The organism is Stenotrophomonas sp. YJH_SMC_91, assembly GCF_059368495.1.
The window spans coordinates 44,157-59,945 of record NZ_JCAFRT010000013.1 but is presented as its reverse complement, the minus strand read 5'-3'; the positions used below and the strand labels follow the sequence as shown (position 1 = coordinate 59,945).

13 protein-coding genes are annotated in these 15,789 nt (G+C 67.1%); 6 read left to right on the top strand and 7 right to left on the bottom strand.

The genetic code is table 11. The annotated features are described in order from the left end of the window. The first annotated feature begins 59 nt into the window (after positions 1 to 59). Both yedA and rarD read left to right on the top strand, forming a co-directional pair. Positions 60 to 965, top strand: coding sequence for a drug/metabolite exporter YedA (gene yedA / locus AC5P5X_RS15610; RefSeq protein WP_111189582.1), 906 nt, complete (start codon positions 60 to 62; stop codon positions 963 to 965). After that, the gene (gene rarD, locus AC5P5X_RS15605; protein ID WP_012478888.1) at positions 962 to 1,858 is read left to right on the top strand and encodes an EamA family transporter RarD; all 897 of its coding nucleotides are present in this window, start codon (positions 962 to 964) and stop codon (positions 1,856 to 1,858) included. Before yedA ends, rarD begins: the two co-directional genes overlap by 4 nt. 207 nt (positions 1,859 to 2,065) lie before the next feature. Here the strand turns inward: rarD and AC5P5X_RS15600 are convergent, their stop codons facing one another. From AC5P5X_RS15600 to AC5P5X_RS15580, 5 genes are all read right to left on the bottom strand, one after another. After that, complete coding sequence (locus tag AC5P5X_RS15600; protein WP_111189583.1) at positions 2,066 to 4,924, bottom strand: TonB-dependent receptor plug domain-containing protein; 2,859 nt, start codon at positions 4,922 to 4,924, stop codon at positions 2,066 to 2,068. Positions 4,925 to 5,317: 393 nt separating this feature from the next. Further along, positions 5,318 to 6,640: an ABC transporter permease gene (locus AC5P5X_RS15595; protein ID WP_005407726.1), complete on the bottom strand. Its 1,323-nt coding sequence runs from the start codon at positions 6,638 to 6,640 to the stop codon at positions 5,318 to 5,320. 13 nt (positions 6,641 to 6,653) lie between these two features. Then, positions 6,654 to 7,811: an ABC transporter permease gene (locus AC5P5X_RS15590; protein ID WP_005407727.1), complete on the bottom strand. Its 1,158-nt coding sequence runs from the start codon at positions 7,809 to 7,811 to the stop codon at positions 6,654 to 6,656. A gap of 14 nt (positions 7,812 to 7,825) precedes the next feature. Beyond that, positions 7,826 to 8,515 (bottom strand): ABC transporter ATP-binding protein, encoded by a 690-nt coding sequence (locus AC5P5X_RS15585; RefSeq protein ID WP_111189584.1) that lies wholly within the window; start codon positions 8,513 to 8,515, stop codon positions 7,826 to 7,828. A gap of 102 nt (positions 8,516 to 8,617) precedes the next feature. Then, a complete protein-coding gene (locus AC5P5X_RS15580; protein ID WP_005407729.1) occupies positions 8,618 to 9,871 on the bottom strand; it encodes an efflux RND transporter periplasmic adaptor subunit in 1,254 nt (417 codons plus the stop codon). Positions 9,872 to 10,073: 202 nt separating this feature from the next. Here AC5P5X_RS15580 and AC5P5X_RS15575 point away from each other — a divergent pair, with 202 nt between their 5' ends. Genes AC5P5X_RS15575 through AC5P5X_RS15560 form a run of 4 tightly spaced genes read left to right on the top strand, consistent with a single transcriptional unit; the run spans position 10,074 to position 13,569 of the window. Further along, complete coding sequence (locus AC5P5X_RS15575) at positions 10,074 to 10,970, top strand: ABC transporter ATP-binding protein (protein WP_111189585.1); 897 nt, start codon at positions 10,074 to 10,076, stop codon at positions 10,968 to 10,970. Beyond that, the gene (locus tag AC5P5X_RS15570; protein WP_049460178.1) at positions 10,967 to 11,749 is read left to right on the top strand and encodes an ABC transporter permease; all 783 of its coding nucleotides are present in this window, start codon (positions 10,967 to 10,969) and stop codon (positions 11,747 to 11,749) included. The genes AC5P5X_RS15575 and AC5P5X_RS15570 overlap by 4 nt, the downstream gene beginning before the upstream one ends. Before the next feature lie 6 nt (positions 11,750 to 11,755). Next, entirely contained in the window at positions 11,756 to 12,970 is a 1,215-nt protein-coding gene (locus AC5P5X_RS15565; protein ID WP_065183741.1) for a sensor histidine kinase, read from the top strand. Then, the gene (locus AC5P5X_RS15560; protein ID WP_005407733.1) at positions 12,967 to 13,569 is read left to right on the top strand and encodes a response regulator transcription factor; all 603 of its coding nucleotides are present in this window, start codon (positions 12,967 to 12,969) and stop codon (positions 13,567 to 13,569) included. Before AC5P5X_RS15565 ends, AC5P5X_RS15560 begins: the two co-directional genes overlap by 4 nt. A 574-nt stretch (positions 13,570 to 14,143) precedes the next feature. Here AC5P5X_RS15560 and AC5P5X_RS15555 read toward each other — a convergent pair. Together AC5P5X_RS15555 and AC5P5X_RS15550 are read right to left on the bottom strand one after the other, a co-directional pair. Beyond that, a complete protein-coding gene (locus AC5P5X_RS15555) occupies positions 14,144 to 14,680 on the bottom strand; it encodes a cytochrome b (RefSeq protein ID WP_049396571.1) in 537 nt (178 codons plus the stop codon). Then, complete coding sequence (locus tag AC5P5X_RS15550) at positions 14,677 to 15,780, bottom strand: catalase family peroxidase (protein ID WP_111189586.1); 1,104 nt, start codon at positions 15,778 to 15,780, stop codon at positions 14,677 to 14,679. Before AC5P5X_RS15550 ends, AC5P5X_RS15555 begins: the two co-directional genes overlap by 4 nt. Between the last annotated feature and the right edge of the window lie 9 nt (positions 15,781 to 15,789).

The following is a 15,789-nucleotide window of genomic DNA, read 5'->3' as shown; positions in this document are numbered from 1 at the left end:
GTCCCGGACCATACTCAAAACGTCCTAGAATCCGCCTTCCCCCGGCTCCCTGGTGTGTCATGTCGGCTCCCCCTTCTTCGTCTGCGGCTGCCCCCCGGGGTGGCCTTGTCGCGCTGGCATTGCTGCTGGTCTACGTGGTCTGGGGCTCGACCTACCTGGGCATCGCCAAGGCCCTGCACGGCGGCGCGCTGCCGCTGACGATGGTTTCCGGCAGCCGGTTCATCATTGCCGGTGGCCTGATGTTCCTGGCCTTGCGCCTGTTCTGGAAGATGCCGAACCCGACCCTGCGGCAGTGGCGCAACCTGGTGGTGATGGGCGTGACCATGCTGGTGCTGGGCAACGGCATGGTGGTGCTGGCCGAGCGTGAGGTGTCCTCGGGCCTGGCCGCGACAGCGGTGGCCTCGGTGCCGCTGTGGATGGCGCTGTTCTCGGCGCTGCGCGGGCAGCATGCCAGCCGCGGTGAGTGGCTGGGCATCGCCATCGGCTTCCTCGGCGTAGTCTGGCTCAACGCCGGCAGCAGCCTGACGGCCTCGCCGACCGGGCTGGTGCTGCTGCTGATCGCGCCGATCGGCTGGGCCTTCGGTTCGGTGTGGGCGCGCGGCCTGGACCTGCCGGGCCCGTTCATGACCGCCGCCGGGCAGATGATCTGCGGTGGCGTGCTGCTGGTGCTGATCGGCCTGGCGGTCGGCGAGCGCCCGACCACGCTGCCCGATACCGGTGGCCTGCTGGCGATGGCCTACCTGTGCGTGTTCGGTTCCATCGTTGCGTTCACCGCCTACGTCTGGCTGCTGCAGAACGTGCGGCCGGCGCTGGCCGGCAGCTATGCGTACGTCAATCCGGTGATCGCGGTGCTGCTGGGCGCGCTGCTCAACGGCGAGCGCTTCGGCTGGCGCGACCTGCTGGCGATGGCGGTGATTCTCCTGGGTGTGGTGGTGCTGACAATGGCAAGGACGAGAAAGAAGTGAGCATGGACGAGAAAGAACAACGCCGGGGCCTGCTGGTTACCGCATCCACCTTCGTGATCTGGGGCCTGGTGCCGGTCTATTGGCACCTGCTCAACGAGGTACCCTCGTTCCAGATCATCGCCCACCGCATCATCTGGAGCACCGTGATGGTGCTGGGCTGGCTCTTGATCAGCTCGCGCCTGGGCTGGTGGCAGAAGATCGCCGCGCAGCCGCGCGCGCTGCCGATCCTGCTGGTGTCGAGCCTGACCATCGCCTTCAACTGGGGCCTGTACATCTGGGCGGTCAACGCCGGCCATGTGATCGAGACCAGCCTGGGCTACTTCATCAACCCGCTGGTGAACGTGCTGCTGGGCGTGCTGGTGCTGAAGGAGCGGCTGCGGCGCCTGCAGTGGGTGGCGGTGGCGATGGCGGCGGTGGGCGTGGCCTGGCTGACCATCGACGCGGGTACGCCGCCGTGGATCGCGCTGGGCCTGGCCTGTTCGTTCGGCCTGTATGGCCTGCTGCGCAAGCTGGTCTCGGTCGATCCGGTGGCCGGCCTGGGCGTGGAGAGCATGTACCTGTTCCTGCCGGCGCTGGCCTTCGCGATCTGGGCGGAAAACGGCCATGGCGGCGCGTTCTTCCATGGCTGGGGCTGGCGCAATGACCTGCTGCTGGTCTTCGGTGGCGCAGTGACCGCAGTGCCGCTGATCGGTTTCGCCTACGGCGTGAAGCGCATCCCGCTGTCGCTGGTCGGCATCCTGCAGTACATCGCGCCGAGCCTGCAGCTGCTGCTGGGCGTGTTCTTCTTCCACGAAGGGTTCGATACTGCCAAGGCGATCGGCTTCGCCGCGATCTGGGCCGGCCTGATCCTGTTCGTCGGTGACAACATCCGCACGATGCGCGCCAAGCGCTAGCGCCGGCGGGGCTGCGGGGTCGGATCCCTCCGCAACGCGGAGGGCTCTGACCCTGTTCTATCCGTCGCGTGGGGTCAGAGCCCTTCGCAGGGCGAAGGGATCCGACCCGCTTCCACCCAAAAAAGAACGGCGCCCCGAAGGGCGCCGTTCTGCTTCCATCCACCGCCAGGAGAGAGAGATGGCGGTGGCGGGAACGCGGTTGCAGGCTTAGAAGCGCTGCTGGTACTTCATGTACATGAAACGACCGATGTCGAAGCCACCGTAGTAGGTGAAGCTGCTGTTCGGCTGGCTGTACATGATCGGACCCTGGTGGTCGAAGACGTTGTTCACGCCCAGCGACACGGTGCCGTCCCACGGCAGGCTGTAACGCACCTGCAGGTCGTGGAAGGTGTTGGAGCCCACCTTGCGGCTCGGCTGCGCATCGGTGTACGGCGAGACGAAGCCGGCCATGTTGCAGTCCGGGCCACCGGCCAGGTCATATGAGCAGGCTTCCTTCATGCCCGAGTAGTAGCGGGCGGTCCAGCCGATGCCCAGGTCGCCGTACTGCCAATCCAGGTTGAAGGTCGAACGCACGCGGAAGTTGCCCTGCCAGCCGGTCTTCTGCTCCACCGGCGTGGTGGCGGCGCTGTCGTTGCGCTGCTCCAGGTAGTCGGTGTAGGTGGTGTTCCAGGTGGCGGCAAAGCGGCCGAACGCGGTTTCCGGCAGGCGGTAACGCAGGCTGAAGTCGTAGCCGGCGGTTTCGCGGTAGCCCGCATTGACCAGCGAGCGGTCCAGCGACGTCACCTGACCCAGCGTCTTGGCGCTGGTGGAACGGGTGAAGCGGCCGCACGCCGAATCCACGCCCTGCACGTAGCACTGGTTGAGGATGTCGGTGGCCGACTCACCCACGATCGCGTTGTCGATGCGGATCTTCCACCAGTCCAGGCTGACGTCCAGGCCCGGCACGAACTCGGGGCTGTACACCAGGCCCACGGTCCAGGTCTTGGCGGTTTCCGGCTTCAGGTTCGCATTGGAACCGGAGTCGAAATCGGCGATGCCCTGCTGGCCCGGACGGTTGGCGACGTTGCCTTCCGACGCGGTCTGCTGGCGGAAGTCCGCCGGCACCTTCAGCGCCTGGCAGCGTGCGGCCACGGTCGCGCTGCTGGCAGCGATGCCGAACGAGGTATCGCACGGATCGGTGAACGAATCACGGCTCTTCACCGCACCGCCGTACAGGTCGTCCACAGTCGGCGCACGGAAGCCGGTGCCATAGGTCGCGCGTACCAGCAGGCTGTCGATCGGCTTCCACTTCAGGCCGAACTTGCTGTTGGTGGTCGAACCGAAGGTGTTGTAGTCGGTGTAGCGGCCGGCCAGGTCCAGCGACAGTTCACGCGCGAACGGCATGTCGGCCAGCAGCGGTACCTGCAGCTCCAGGTAGACCTCGTTGAGCGAGTAGTCGCCACGGGTCGGCTGGCCGGTGGTGCCGGCAATCTGGCCCTTCTGCACCATCAGGTCCGGGGTGTAGCTGGCTTCTTCGTTGCGGTGCTCGAAGCCCATCGCGGCCATCACGTCGCCGGCCGGCAGGGTGAACACCGAACCGGAGATGTTGGCGCTGGCGACCTTCGTGGTGCTCTTCATCTTGTCGACGAAGCGGGTGAACAGGTAGTCCTGCACGTCCTGGTTGCTCAGCGAGCCCGGGCCTGCATAGCCCATCGGCGCGGCCGGGTTCCACGGCACGCAGCCGGCGATCACTGCACCCGGGCTGCCGCAGCGTGCCACGGTGCCATCCATGAAGGATGGGCCGACCGCCAGGTCGACATGCGGCTGGTACATGCTGCCGGTACCGATGCGCTCGCCTTCATTGCGGTTGTACATGTAGCTGACGTTCCAGTCCCAGTAACGCGAACCGGTTTCAAAGCTGCCTTCCAGGCCGATGCTGGCGCGCTTGGTGTCCAGGTTGTTCTCGGTCGCACGCGGCATTTCTTCGGTGCGGTGCGAGAACAGCACGTCCTGGCCCCAGTGGTTGAACGCACTGTCCTTGGACAGGGCAGCACGGGAACCGTTGCGCGCCTGTGCGGTGGACACCGAGTAGGGGTAGCCGGCCAGGTGCTTGGTCGACTCGCGCTTGCTGTACAGCGCGTCGGCCACGATGCGCAGGTCATCGGTGATCGAGAAGCCACCGTTGGCGAACACCGAAGTGCGCTCCAGGCCGCTCAGCAGGCTCATGTTGGTCTTGGTGTTGGCACCATCGGCCGGATTGGGCGTGTGGAAATTGCCCTTCTGGCTCGGGTCGCCGCCCGGGCCCACGGTCAGCGACTTGCCGTCGACGGTGACGCTGCCCCACTGCGTGGTCTGGTTCAGTGCCTTGACGTCGTCGGGATGGCGCGGGCCACCCGGGTAACGGCTGAACTCGCGCTCGCTGCCGAGGATCTCGTCTTCCTTGGTGCGCTCGGCGCCGACGCTGAACCAGCCGCGGTCGAAGGTCTTGCCGAAGGTGGCGCTGTAGGAGCGCTTCTGGCCGTCACCTTCACCGTACTGGCCGACGTAGACGCCGGCTTCGCCACCGTCGAAGTTCTTGCGGGTGATGATGTTGACCACACCGGCGATGGCGTCCGAGCCGTACAGCGCGGACGCGCCATCGGTGAGCACTTCCACGCGCTCGACAATCGCCGAGGGAATCGAAGCCAGGTCGGAGTAGCCACCGGCGCTGACCCCCATGCGGCGGCCGTCGATCAGCACCAGGCTGCGCTCCGGGCCGAGGTTGCGCAGGCTGACGTACGTGCCGCCGAAGTCGCGCGAAGAACTCAGCGACGACGAGCGGCTCAGGCTCGGTGCGCCGGCGGCGGTGACGTCCTGCAGGATGTCGGCGACGTTGATGTAACCCTTCTTCTCGATCTCGGCGCGGCTGAGCGCGACGACCGGCTGTGCGGTCTCGACACTGGCCTGGCGGATGCGCGAGCCGGTGATTTCGATGCGATCGAGGTTGGTCGGGGTATCGCCGGCGCTCTGTGCGAAGGCGGGGGTGGTGCAGCTGGCGGCCAGCGCGATGACGATCGCGTTGCGCAGCGGATTGGTTTTCAGGGACATCCGTGAAATCTCGTGTTTCAGGAAAAACAAGCGCCCGTTCTATGGACGCGTGGGGTGCTGCAAACCAACGTGGGGGGGCGATTCTAGAATGTTTCCATTCGTAACTGTTTGCCTCTGCGCCGCGGATGTGCGCGAAAATGAATCGCAACCAACAATCCACAGATGGGATGTGCGCGACGTCACGCGCGTTGCGCTTGCGATGGGCAGAGGCATCGATAGCGGCGTATTTCCCGCAATCTGTAGCCGTGCGCGTGCGCCGGCATCCATCCACGCATGGCGTGGATCTACTGGACGTCCTGGCTCACCACCAAGCGTGGATGACGCGCAAAAGAAAAGGGACGGAGCCTTCGCTCCGTCCCCCTGCGTGATGCGCATTCCACCGCTGCGTGATGCTCAGGTTTCGCGCAACGCCGTGGTGATCGGCAAACGTGCCGCGCGCAGCGCCGGGAACAGGCCGCCGACCAGGCCGATGCCCAGCGCCCATTTCAGTCCGGTCCACAGCAGTTCCGGCGACACGTGGAACTTGAACACCACCGCGCTGAAGTTGCTGCCGATGGTGGATACGCTGTAGCCATTGAACAGCAGCCACGCCACCGCACACCCCAGAAGGCCACCCAGCAACGCCAGCAGCATGGTCTCCAGCATCACCGCCGTCACCACCGGCAGGCCGCGGAAGCCGATCGCGCGCATGGTGGCGATCTCGCGCGCACGGGTGGCCACGGCCGCGTACATGGTGTTGAGTGCGCCGAACACTGCACCCACCGCCATGATCGTGCCGATCACCTTGCCGAGGATGTCGATCAGCTTGGTCAGCCCGCCGCCCTGCTTGCTGTAGTAGACACGGGTGGTTTCCACGTCCAGTTTCAGGCGCGGGTCGGCGGCGACCGCTGCCTTGAACTGCTCGAAGCCGGCCTTGCCATCGGTACGCACGCTGATCGACTGCCAGGCGCTGCGCTGGTAGGTGGTGGCCAGCGTATCGGCGTCGGTCCACAGCTCCGAATCGTGCGCATCGCCGGTGGCGAACACGCCGACCACGGTCCAGGTCTGGTTGCCCAGGGTCAGCGTCCTGCCCACGTCCATGTCGCGGAACTGGCCCTTGGCACCCTGGCCGACCACGATCTCGCGCAGGCCGGCTGCGAACTTGCGGCCTTCGATGATCTTGACCTTGTCATGCACGGCCCAGGCCTGCGGACCAACGCCGCGGAACTGCGCGTTGACGTCGGTGCCGTCGGACTTCGACACCAGGTTGACCACCTGCGACAGCTCCGGCGACAGCAGCGGCCGGCCTTCGCCATCGCGGCTGATGCCGGGCAGGGTGGACAACGTCGGCACCTGCTCGCGGGTGATCACCGAGTTGGTCTCGGCCTGCGAGCCGCCGCGCAGCACGATGGCGGTGGTGTCGTCGCCGGTGTTGTTGAGCGTGGCCTGGAAGCCTTCGCCCATCGCCAGCATCGCCACCAGCACGCCGACCACGCCGGCGATGCCGACCACGATCACCGAGGACGCGCCCCAGCGCTGCGGCAGGCTGGCCACGCCGATGCGGGTGGCGGCCAGCGCCAACCGTCCGCCACGGGTCAGCAGCAGCCACAGTGCCACCAGCACGGCCACCGCCAGCACGCCAAACCACGGCAGGCTGATCCACAGCACCAGGCCGATCACCAGCAGCAGCACCGTCAGGCCGTTGCCCAGCCATTTCTTGAGTTTGCTCTTGAACATGTCGGTGTCCTCCTCAGCGGCCGGCCAGTGCGTCGACGATCTTCAGGCGCTTGGCACGCAGCGCCGGCAACAACCCGACGATGATGCCGATCACCACGATCAGGCCCAGCCCCATCAGCCAGGTCGGCGTCGGCACGTGTGGCGGCAGCATGCCCATGCTCTTCGGGCCGATCGCCGGCAGGATCAGTGCGGCCAGGCCCATGCCGATCAGGCCGCCCAGGCCGATCAGCAGCACCGACTCCACCATCACCAGGGTCAGCACGGTGCTGTCCTTGAAGCCCAGCGTCTTCAGCGTGGCGAGCTCCGGCACGCGTTCGCGCACCGCCTGCGCCATGGTGTTGCCGGTCAGCAGCAGCAGGGTGAAGAACACCGCGCCCATGATTGAAGTGACGATCATGCCGATGTCGGCGAACTGCTTGACGAAGGCCTGCTGGAACGCCGACTCGGTCTGGGTCTTGGTCTCGTGGTCGGAGTTGGCCGAGATTGCATCAATGGCCTGCGCTACCCGCGAGGAATGATCCGGGTTGTCCAGCGTCACCGTGTACCAGCTCACCTGGTTCTTGATGTAGTCGTTGGATTCATCGAAGTACTTCCAGTTCATCATCAACTGGCGTTCTTCGTTGGCCGCCAGCGCTCGGTCCTTGGAACGGTAGATGCCCTTCAGTTCCAGCGGCCAGTCGTTGCTGCCGCCGCGCGGGAAGATCGTGGCCTGCAACGGGATGGTGTCGCCGATCTTCCAGCCGAACTGCTTGGCCAGCGATTCGCCGACGATGGCGCCGGTGCGGGTCTGCTTCCAGTCCTCCAGCTGGGCCGGATCGATCTGCAGCTCGCGGTAGACATCGAAGTAGTTGGGCGACACCGAGAAGTTCGGGAAGAAGTTCTTTGGATCCTGGTAGATGCCGCCGAACCACATGCCGTAGGCCACGTCGCGCACGCCGGCCACCTGGCGGATCTGGGTTTCCAGGCGGATCGGCAGCGACTGGGTGATCGACAGCCGCGAGGCCACCACCAGGCGGTTGGCGCCTTCCACGCTGCCGCCGGACGAGAACGCCACGCGCACCGAGTCGAGCATGCCGAACAGCAGGAACGCCGCTACCACCGACAGCAGGGTCAACAAGGTGCGCGTGCGGCTGCGGAACAGCTGCGCCCACACCAACGAGAAGTATTTCATCGCCGTGGCCTCCGTCAGTGGGCCAGCGGCGCGTCGGCCAGCTCGCCCTTGTCCAGGTGCACCGTGTGCGTGGCGTACTCGGCGGCCTTCGGGTCATGGGTGACCATGATGATGGTCTTGCCGTGTTCGCGGTTGAGCTGTTGCAGCAGGCCGAGGATCTCCTCGGCGGACTGGCGGTCGAGGTCGCCGGTGGGTTCGTCGCAGATCAGGAAGGTCGGGTCGGAGACGATCGCCCGCGCGATCGCCACGCGCTGCTGCTGGCCGCCGGACAGTTCATTGGGGCGATGGCTGCGGCGGTCTGCCAGGCCGACCAGGGTCAGCGCGATCTCGGCATTGCGGCGGCGCTGCGCGGCATTGAGGTGGGTCAGCAGCAGCGGCAGCTCCACGTTCTTCTGCGCGGTCAGCATCGGCATCAGGTTGTAGAACTGGAACACGAAGCCGACGTGGTGGCTGCGCCAGGTCGACAGCTGGCCGCCGCTCATCTGGTCGATGCGCTCGCCTTCGATGCTGATCTCGCCGCCGCTGGGGTTGTCCAGGCCGCCGATCAGGTTGAGCAGGGTGGTCTTGCCCGAGCCGGACGGGCCCATCAGCGCGACGAAGTCGCCGCTGGCGATGTCCAGGTCGATGCCGTGCAGCACCTGCACTTTCTCGGGGCCACGCTGGTAGATCTTGGTGATGTTGCGCAGTGAAACCAGGGTCGACATGGGTGGTTCTCCACGGAAGGCGGGAAACGGGGAAGCGCACCTGCGGTGGCCGCAGGCGTGCGTCGAGCGGTGTTGCCGGCGGCGCCCATGGGCGCCAGGCCGTTACTGCGCTTGTTTCTGTTGCACCTTGGCGCCATCGCGCAGGGTGTCCGGCGGGTTCACCACCACCGACTCACCCGCGCTGACGCCCTTGAGGATCTGGCGGTCCTTGCCCATCGCCTGGCCGGCCTCGACCGTGCGCTGCTGCACGCGGCTCTGGTCGCCCAGTACGAAGGCCACCGAGGCGCCCTCGCGCTGGACCACCGCGCCAGCCGGCACGCGCACGCCCTGCGGTTTGGCGGCCGCCTGCGGCTGCGCCTGCTCCAGGAAGCTGACCCGCACGCCCATCTCCGGCACGATGCGCGGGTCCTTCACCTTCAGCGCCACGCGCACCTTCACCGTGGCCTTGCCGCGGTCGGCAGTGGGGATGATGGCGATGACCTCGCCCGGAATCTTCCACTCCGGATAGGCGTTGAGCGTGGCTTCCACCGGCATCTTCGGTTGCACGCGGCCGATGAAGGCCTCGCCGACCTCGACTTCGATCTCCAGCGAGTCCATGTCGACGATGGTGCCGATGCCGGTGCGGGTGAAACCACCGCCCGCCGACAGCGGCGAAACGATTTCGCCCGGCTGCGCGGCCTTGGCGGTGACCACGCCGGAGAACGGCGCGCGCACGATGTTGTTGTCCACGCCCAGATCGGCAATGGCCAGCTGGTCGTTGGCGACCTTGACGTTGCGCTGGGCCGTTTCCAGCTGCGCACGCAGGCTGTCGCGCTGGGCCACGGCTTGGTCGTACTGCGAACGTGACACCAGTTGCTGGCCGACCAGCGCCTGCAGGCGGCTGGCTTCGGCGGCGGCCTGCTTCTGCTGTGCCTCCAGCCCGGCCACCTGGCTGCGCGCGGCCTGCAGCTGCGAGGCATACAGGCTGCGCTGCGCATCGGCATCGATCGGATCCAGGGTGGCCATCACCTGGCCGGCTTCGACCCGCATGCCTTCCTCGATCATCACCTCGCGCACCTTGCCGGTGATCTTGGCCGAGACCGTGGCCATGCGCCGGGCGACCACGTAGCCACTGGCATCAAGCACCGAACTGCTGGCGCTGCCCTGCTGGATGGCCACTGCGGGCGCGGTTTCCACTTCCACGGCCGGCGCGCGGCCGAACAGGAAGGCCACGGCAGCGGCGATCAGCAGCACGACCACGATGATCGCGATCCACAGCCAACGACGGCCACCGCCATTGCTGCCACCACCGGAGGCGGGCGGCGGCGACTTGCGGTCGATACGGAGTTCCTTCAACAGCTCGGCAGAAGCGTTCATTCGTTCCATCACAGGCGTTCGGGCGGGTGTGGCCGGAAGCGCGGACGGCGGCGGTTCCGGCGGTGGAGCGTGCGGCACAGCATGAAGGCAGGCACAGCGATGACGGCAGTGACAGCTGTCATCCGATGACACTGACGGCGGCAACTGCGAAATGTGACCACGGCGGCACAGGATGGCAACGTCCCCGCTACCGGTACCGCCCATGGATCCGATCGCCCCGTCGCTGGCCCGCCTGCAGCAGGTGCAGGTGCGCTACCGCGACCATACCGCCCTGCAGGGCATCGACCTGCAGGTCCGCGCTGGCCAGGTGCTGGCATTGCTGGGCCGCAACGGTGCCGGCAAGAGTACCGCGATCAGCGTGCTGTTGGGCCTGCGCCGCGCCGATGCAGGCCAGGTCGAGCTGCTCGGTGGCGACCCGCAGCAGCGCAGCAGCCGCCTCGGCCTGGGTGTGATGCTGCAGAGCACCAGCCTGCCGCCGATGCTGCAGGTGGACGAACTGGTGGCGCAGGCGAGCGCCTGCTATCCGGACCCGATGCCGCTGCAGGAGGTGCTGCAGCGCGCAGGCCTGCAGGCACTGGCAGGCCGTCGCTACGGTCAGCTGTCCGGTGGCCAGCAGCGCGCGGTGCAGTTCGCCATCGCGCTGTGTGGCCGCCCGCGCGTGCTGTTCCTGGACGAGCCCACCACCGGCCTGGACATCCAGGCGCGGCAGGTGATGTGGCAGGCAATCCGGCAGCTGGTGGCCGAAGGCTGCGGCGTGCTGCTGACCACTCACTATCTGGAAGAGGCCGAAGCGCTGGCGCAGCAGGTGGTGGTCCTGGAACAGGGCAGGGTGCTGGCCGACGCACCGTTGAGCGAGCTGCGCCTGGCTGATCGGCCGCGCCGCATCCGCTGCCGCAGCGTGTTGACTGTTGAAGACGTACAGCAGTGGCCGGGCGTGCAGCAGGTGCAGCGTGATGGCGAGCACCTGCAGTTGATGGCAAGCCCGGCCGAGCCGGTGGTGGCGCGCCTGCTGGCCGCCGATGCACAGCTGCGTGAGCTGGAAGTACAGGGCGCGGCACTGGCCGACGCTTTCCTCGACATGACCCGGGAGGCCGCATGAACACGATGACCCGTACCGGCACTACACCCGCGCCGGTATCGGCGTGGCGCCAGGCCTTGCGCCCGTACGCCGCGGAACTGGTGGCCGAGCTGCGCCGCGCCTGGCGTACACCCGCCTTCGCGGTGCCTTCGCTGCTGTTCCCGGTGCTGTTCTACCTGTTGTTCGGCGTGCTGTTGGGCCGCGGCCATGCACCGCTCTACCTGCTGGCCACCTACTGCGTGTTCGGTGCGATGGCCCCGGCCCTGTTCGGCTTCGGCGTGCAGCTGGCGCTGGACCGTGAAGGCGGCCTGCTGACCCTCAAGCGAGCGCTGCCGATGCCGGCGGCGACACCGTTGCTGGCGCGGCTGGCGATGGCCGTGATGTTCGCGTTGCTGGTGGCCGCCCTGTTGATCGGGGTGGCGCGCGCGCTGGGTGGCGTGCAGCTGCAGGCAGTGCAGATGCTGCGGCTGCTGGCGGTGGCGGGCCTGGCAGCGCTGCCGCTGGGGGCGATCGGCCTGCTGATCGGCAGTCATGTCAGTGCCAGCGCGGCGCCGGCGATGGTCAACCTGGTCTACCTGCCGCTGGCCCTGCTGTCAGGCCTGTGGCTGCCGTTGTCGGCGCTGCCCAAGGTGTTCTCGATGATGGCACCGCTGTGGCCAACCTGGCATCTGGCGCAGCTGGGGCTGCCGGTGGTCGGGCTGCCGTCGGTGGGCAGCATGGCTGGCCACCTGCTGGTGCTGCTGGCGGTCACGGTGGTGGCGCTGCTGCTGGCGCGCCGCCGCCTGCGCCGGATCGGCTGAACTGGCATGATCGGCAGCGATCATTCCCGCCTGGATTCTTCCGTGTCGTCGAGCTGGCTTGCGTCCCTGCTGCGCCCCGCACCGGACTCGGCGGTGGCCGACCTGCTGCGGCGTGGCAAGTCGCCCTGGAGCGGGGCGATCCACCTGCTGTGGTCGGTCTGGATCTTCCTTACCCCGGTGCTCGGCAATGGCTTCACGGTGCGCTGGCTGCTGCTGACCGTGGCCAGCTATCCGCTGTTCCTGCTGCTCTATGCGAAGGTGATGCTGGCGCCACGGCATCACGCATGGCGCTATGCGCTGGGCATGATCCTGATGGCCCTGGTGCTGCTGCCGTGGTATCCGTCGGGACTGAGCTACTTCGTGTTCGGTTGCGTGATGATCCGCATGAGCAGCCGTGGCGGCTGGTGGGTGTACCTGTTGCAGCTCACCGGCCTGAACCTGTTGTTCTGCGGCGCTGCGCTCTACGTCGGTTATCCGTGGCAAGCCATGGTGTGGATGCCGGCCGTGTCGTTCATCGTCGGCCTGGTGGTGAACGTGGAGGCCTTGAGCCATCAACGGGACGTTGCCCTGCAGCTGTCCCAGGACGAGGTGCGGCGGCTGGCCACTACCGCCGAGCGCGAGCGCATCGGCCGCGATCTGCATGACCTGCTGGGCCACACGCTGTCGCTGATCACGCTGAAGCTGGAACTGGCGCGCAAGCTGTACGACCGTGATGGCGCGCGCGCGCGGCAGGAGATCGGCGAAGCCGAAGCGATCGCCCGCGAGGCGCTGGCCCAGGTGCGCAGTGCGGTGACCGGCATCCGCGCCAGCGACCTGGCTGGCGAGCTGGCCTCGGCGCGCCTGCTGCTGGAATGCCAGCAGGTACACCTGCAGTACACACCGCCGCCGCCGATGCCGGTCGACGTGGAACGTGGGCTGGCGCTGGTGCTGCGCGAGGCTGCGACCAACATCGTGCGCCACGCGCAGGCGACCCGGGTGCAGGTGGATTTCATGCTTGAGGAACGACAGTTGGTGATGCAGATACGCGATGACGGCCGCGGTGGCGTACAGGCCGAGGGCAACGGATTGTGTGGCATGCGCGAACGGGCGATGGCGCTGGGCGGCCAGTTGTCACTGCAGTCGCCGCGCGGCGAAGGCACGGTAGTGACCGTGCGCGTGCCACTGGTGGCCGCGACCACGCCGCTGTCGCCAGCGTCATTGGCACGGGATGGTGCCGCATGATCCGCATCCTGCTGGCCGAAGACCAGGCGATGGTGCGCGGTGCATTGTCGGCGCTGCTGGGCCTGGAGCCGGACATCGAGGTGCTGGGCAGCGCTGCTGACGGCGAGGCGGCGTGGCGCATGCTGCAGCAGCTGCAGCCGGACATTCTGGTCACTGACATCGAAATGCCTGGCCTGTCCGGGCTGGAACTGGCCCAGCGCATCGCCCGCCACGAGTTGCCGATCAAGGTCGTGATCGTGACCACCTTCGCCCGTGCCGGCTTCCTGCGCCGCGCGCTGGAAGCGGGCGTGCTGGGCTACCTGCTGAAGGACGCACCGGCCGAGAACCTGGCCGATGCCCTGCGCAAGGTGAAACAGGGCATCCGCGCGATCGACCCACAGCTGGCACTGGATGCCTGGTCGCAGGCCGACCCGCTGACCGACCGCGAACGCCGCGTGCTGCGGCTGGCGGGCGAGGGCCGTACCGCCAGCGAGATTGCCGAGCAGCTGGGATTGTCGCATGGCACGGTGCGCAATTACCTGTCCGAGTGCATCGGCAAGTTGGGTGTGGCCAACCGGATCGAGGCGTACCGGCTGGCGCGGCAGAAGGGATGGTTGTAGCGGCGTGCGCCGACGCACTGGTAGCGCCGGGCGCTGCCCGGCGGATTGTTACCGCGCCTGCGGAGAGGTGTCACTTTCTTTGCTCGTGCAAAGAAAGTAACCAAAGAAACACGCCGCCAGAGCGCGAGCCGTCGCTACGCGACGGTTCCCTGCGCTTCTCGGCGAATCAGGGGACGGCGCCGAACTCGCTGCGCTCAGACACCGGCGCCTCTTCGCCCCTGATTCACCTGCGATGCTCGGCTCGCTCAAGGCGGACCCAACGTCAAAGGCAAAAGCTGCACCCAGTAGATCCACGCCATGCGTGGATGCTCTTGCCGTTGATCTTGACCTTCCAGTCCGCCTTGAGCGAGCTGAGCACCGCAGGTCCGGCGAGGGCGAAGAGGTGCGGGTGTCTGAGCGCAGCGAGTTCCCGCGCCGTCCCTCGACGGGCCGAGGAGCGCAGGGTACCGGCGTGCGAAGCACGTCGGCTCGCGGCCGGCGGAGCGTTTCTTTGGTTACTTTCTTTGCGCGCAAAGAAAGTGACACCCCTCCGCAGTCGCGGAAACAATCCGCCGGGAACTCCCGGCGAACCCTTTCAATCCTTCCCGCGCGCCATCGCCTGGAACACGCCATCCCGCCGCACCCACAAATGGAACAGCGCCGCCCCCACATGCATCAGCACCGTGGCGAACAACACATACGCCAACAAGCTGTGCGCATTACGCAGCGCGGCATACAACGCCGGGGTGTGCGGCACGATCGGCGGCAGGTGCAGGCCACCCCACAGCACGATCGGGTAACCGCCGGCCGACAGCATCGCCCAGCCGATCAATGGCATCGCCAGCATCAGCGCATACAGCATCCAGTGCGAGGCCTTGGCCGCCATCACCTGCCATACCGGAAGATCCGCCGGCAGCGGCGGCGGGCGATGGCGCAGCCGGTTGTACAGGCGCAGCAGCACCAGCAGCAGGATCGCGATGCCCAGTGGTCGGTGCAGGTCGATCAGCAGTGGCCGCATGTGCAGCGAGGCGACCATGGTCACGCCGATGAACAGCATGGCGATGATCATCAGCGCCATGGACCAGTGCAGCACCCGCGCCAGCAGGTTGAAGTGGCCGTTGCCGGTGCTCATCGTGCGGCCTCCTTCGGTTGCTCGACGTTGCCGCTGGCGCGCTCGCGCTCGCGGCGGTTGAAGGATTGCGAGTACACCGCAGAGCGTGCGGCCAGGATCGGATCGTCACTGCCGCGCACGCCGCTGGGCAGAATCAGCGGATCGAAGTTGATCTGGCCGCACGCGCCTTTTTCCTGCGACTGCATGCGGTCCAGGCTGAGTACGCCGGCCACCACCTGATCACGCGACTCGGGCCACGGCACCGAGGGATCATCAATGGCATCACCGGGCTCGGCGGTGGTGACGACCAGGTTCCAGCGCACCGGGCCGCTGGCCATGCGCTGTTGCAGTTCCTGGCTGAGGAAATCGACGCTGGCCTGCTTGCGCGTTTCCGCATCCATCTCCACCACCGGCGCCTGCGGCTGCCAGCGCCAGCGCACCGCGCGCTTCTGGCCCTGCGCGTTGATGAACCAGAAGCTGTTGACGCTGTTGAAGGTGGTGTCAGCCCAGCTGCTGGTCCAAGGTGCCGTCCTGGCCCACTGCTGGAACGCCTGTGCACTGGGGTATCTCGCCAGCACCGCGGCCATCTTCTGCGGGTCGGGCTTGCCGGTGGCCGGGTCGGGAATGGAGGCGCGCGTCTGCTCGTAGAACGCCTCGGCATCGGGCACCGCGAAGAACGGGAAGCTGTTCATTGCCATCCGCCATTCCTGGCCGTCATCGCTGACCAGCTGCACCGCCAGGCTGCGTACGCGCGCGGTGTTGTCGGCGCCGTAGGGATCACCGCCGCCGATCGACAGGCGGCCCATCACCGGCACGCGGCGCTGCGAGAACACCCGTGCACTGGACAGGGTAGGGGCCTGTGCACTGGGTTCGAACCAGCCGCTCACGCAGATGCCCTTGCTGTGCGCCCGGCGGAACCCGGGATGTGCCGGGCCGGTGGCTTCGATGGTGTCGGTAAAGCGCTGCGCGGTCAGGCGGCCGCCAATCCAGCCGGCCAGCCAGGCGAAGGCCAGCGCGACCGCACCCAGAATGAGTGCGATCAGTGCGATCCAGAGCAGGGGTGAATGCTTGCGTGGCGCGCCCGGCGTCTGGCCAGCGCGGGTGTAGCGGAAGAGCGACATGGTCGGAGT